General features: G+C 59.3%; 2 protein-coding genes and 1 pseudogene. All 3 read left to right on the forward strand.

Annotation, left to right across the window (positions count from 1 at the left end; all coding sequences use genetic code 11):
- Positions 1-134: 134 nt before the first annotated feature.
- Positions 135-323: pseudogene (locus tag J9889_RS16655) on the forward strand (hypothetical protein); the annotation flags it as partial.
- A 137-nt stretch (positions 324-460) separates the two neighbouring features.
- The gene (locus tag J9889_RS16660) at positions 461-2,185 is read left to right on the forward strand and encodes a proline--tRNA ligase (protein ID WP_052814434.1); all 1,725 of its coding nucleotides are present in this window, start codon (positions 461-463) and stop codon (positions 2,183-2,185) included.
- Positions 2,186-2,381: 196 nt separating this feature from the next.
- Complete coding sequence (locus J9889_RS16665; RefSeq protein ID WP_210557397.1) at positions 2,382-3,011, forward strand: 3'-5' exonuclease; 630 nt, start codon at positions 2,382-2,384, stop codon at positions 3,009-3,011.
- The last annotated feature ends 288 nt before the right edge of the window (positions 3,012-3,299 follow it).

Genomic DNA, 3,299 nt, shown 5'->3' on the forward strand with positions numbered 1-3,299 from the left:
GGTCAGCGGCGAAGCGGCCGGTGGGGTCATGGATGTGCTCATGCCCCTGATGGTGCCAAGCTGACAGGATCACGCAAGAGGCAATAGTGGATCACCGGACGATCGTCTCATTTTTTACCTGTCAACTGGTCTGGGTGAACCGTTACGCAGAGGCGACCAGCCAGCTCTCCCACACCCTGGGGCACACCACGGGCAAGGTTTCGGATATCAGCCTGCAGGCCCAGACGGGCGAACAGGAAGCCCAGGAGTGCCTGCAACTGGCCTCCTCCCTCCATCAGGCCAGCCAGCAGCAACAGCAGTTGCTGTCGCAATTTCGGGTCTAGTGCGGGCGGGGCAAGGCCCCCGCCCTCCCCCCAGTGCCGCTGAATTTAGCCCTTGGGCCGGGGGACTTCGCCTGTTAAAATTCCGCACTTGAAATTTTCCAGGGCCAAGCCGCCCGAACTAGCGAAGGTCTACCGCGATGCGTACCAGCCAATATCTGCTTTCCACTCTCAAGGAAACCCCCTCCGACGCTGAAGTTGTCAGCCACCAGCTGATGCTGCGCGCCGGGATGATCCGCAAACTCGCTTCCGGCATGTACGCCTGGCTGCCGACCGGCCTGCGGGTCCTGAAGAAGATTGAAAACATCGTCCGCGAAGAGATGAACAATGCGGGTGCCGTCGAAGTATCCATGCCGGTGGTACAGCCCGCCGAGCTGTGGCAGGAGTCCGGCCGCTGGGATGACTACGGCCCCGAGCTGTGCCGCCTGACCGACCGTCACAACCGCCCCTTCGTGCTGGGTCCGACCCACGAAGAGGTGATCACCGCGCTGGTCCGTTACGAAGTGAACAGCTACAAGCAACTGCCGCTGAATCTGTACCAGATCCAGACCAAGTTCCGCGATGAAGTGCGCCCCCGTTTCGGCGTGATGCGCGGCCGCGAATTCCTGATGAAGGATGCCTACTCCTTCCACATCGACAAGGCCTCCCTGGTCGATACCTATGAGAAGATGCATGCGGCCTACTGCACCGCCTTCACTCGCATGGGCCTGAACTTCCGCCCGGTGCAGGCCGATACCGGCTCCATCGGGGGCACCGGCTCCCACGAATTCCAGGTGCTGGCCGAGAGCGGTGAAGACTTGATCGCCTTCTCCGATACATCCGATTACGCCGCCAACATCGAGATGGCCGAAGCCCTGGCACCGGCTGGCGAGCGCGCTGCCGCAACCAAAGCCCTGACCAAGGTGGCCACCCCGGCTGTCCACACCATCGATGAAGTGGCCGCTTTCCTGAACGTGGCGCCGACCGCCATCGCCAAGACCCTGCTGGTACTGGCCGAGGAAGACGAGCACGGCAAACAGGCCGTCATCGCCCTGGTACTGCGTGGCGACCACGAGCTGAACGAAATCAAGGCTGAGAAGCTTTCTGGCGTGGCTAACCCGCTGACCTTCGCCAATGACGAGCAGATCAAAGCGGCCGCCGGTTGCGATGCAGGCTCCATCGGCCCGGTCGGCTTTGCCGGTCGCATCATCGTCGATCGCAGCGCCGCCCATCTGAGCGATTTTGTTTGCGGCGCCAACGAGACCGGTTTCCACCTGACCGGTGCCAACTGGGATCGCGACATCACCTCTTTTGAGGTTGCCGACCTGCGCAACGTGGTAGAAGGCGACCCGAGCCCGTGCGGCCAGGGCAAGCTGCTGCTCAAGCGCGGTATCGAAGTGGGCCACATCTTCCAGCTGGGTACCAAGTACTCCGAAGCGATGAAGGCGAGCGTGCTGAACGAAGGCGGCAAGTCCGTCACCATGGAGATGGGTTGCTACGGTATCGGGGTTTCCCGTCTGGTGGCTGCCGCCATCGAGCAGAACAACGACCAGTACGGCATCATCTGGCCGGACGCCATCGCCCCGTTCGAAGTGGCCATCGTGCCGATGAACATGCACAAGTCCGAGCGCGTGGCCGAGCAGGCACAGCAGTTCTACGCCGAGCTCAAAGCCGCCGGTGTGGACGTGCTGTTTGACGACCGCAAGGAGCGCCCGGGGGTGATGTTCGCCGACATGGAGCTGATCGGTGTGCCCCACGCCATCGTCATCGGTGACCGTGGTCTCGACAACGGCGTGGTGGAGTACAAGTGCCGCCGCTCCGGCGAGAAGCAGGAAGTGGCGATCAAAGAGATCGTTGCCATGCTCAAGGCCAAGCTGGGTCGCTGATAACGCGACATACCGCCTTTCGCTTTTCATAGGAAAGCCCCGAGTGCCACGGCACTCGGGGCTTTTTATATGGCTCTCAGCCATGATGCACAAAAATGCGTCTCCAGCGTGAACCAATGAGATAACTGCATTGCCCTGTACACGGCACGGCTGATTTCCTAGACTGGCGCTCTTTACCCAGCTTGCCCGATAAGTTATGTCCATCGCCTCAGCCAATACCGTTGTCGTGCTCGACTTCGAGACCACAGGGCTTTCACCCGGACAAGGGGATAGAGCCATCGAGATCGGTGCCGTCAGAATCAAGGATGGTTATATCAGTGAGCGTTTCTCGGCATTGATGAATCCGGGCTTCAACGTGAGCAGCTTCATCGAGCAATATACCGGGATCAGCAATGCCATGCTGAAACAGGCTCCCCCCTGTAACGAGGTGATAGCGGATTTCGTCGACTTTATCGGTGATGACAATCTGGTCGCCCACAACGCCTCCTTCGACAAGCGCTTTCTGGATGCGGAAATAGAGCGATTGCCGGCGCAATACCGCGGCCAGTTCGCCTGTTCCCTGCTGCTATCAAGGCGCCTGTTTCCCGATGCCCCGGATCACAAGCTGGGTACCCTGGTGCAATACCGGAGCCTGCCCAATGACGGGGTGTTTCACCGTGCCCTGGCGGATGCCGAGGTGACGGCCCACCTCTGGCTTGCCTTGTTGGAAGAGTTGGCGTGTCGGCATGGCATCATCGACCCGGATTTTGAATGGCTGCTGACCCTTGGCAAGAAGCCAAAACAGGTGATTCCATCCTTCCTGCGGGAATATGCGACTCGGAAATAATATGTGCCGACATGCATCATCAATCATTCATGCCATGTCGGCACTGAATTTACCCGCCTTCACATCCATGATGGCCCGGCGTAAAGAGAGGCAGGCAAGCAGATAATTTAGCACTGCACATCAATGAAAAAGCGCGCCAAATGGCGTAATGCCAGTCAGTTAAGCCTGACTGGCATTGTTTTTACTAGGTTTTCTCGTCGCATACTTCTGTGGTTTGGCTTTGATGCACCTTGGGTAACTTCGTTCTCGGCGGGCGGGTAACTTGAACTGCTCTGCCTGTTTGTCCAA

This window comes from Aeromonas sp. PrichA-15 (assembly GCF_017939245.1).
In the GTDB taxonomy this organism is placed as follows: domain Bacteria; phylum Pseudomonadota; class Gammaproteobacteria; order Enterobacterales; family Aeromonadaceae; genus Aeromonas; species Aeromonas caviae.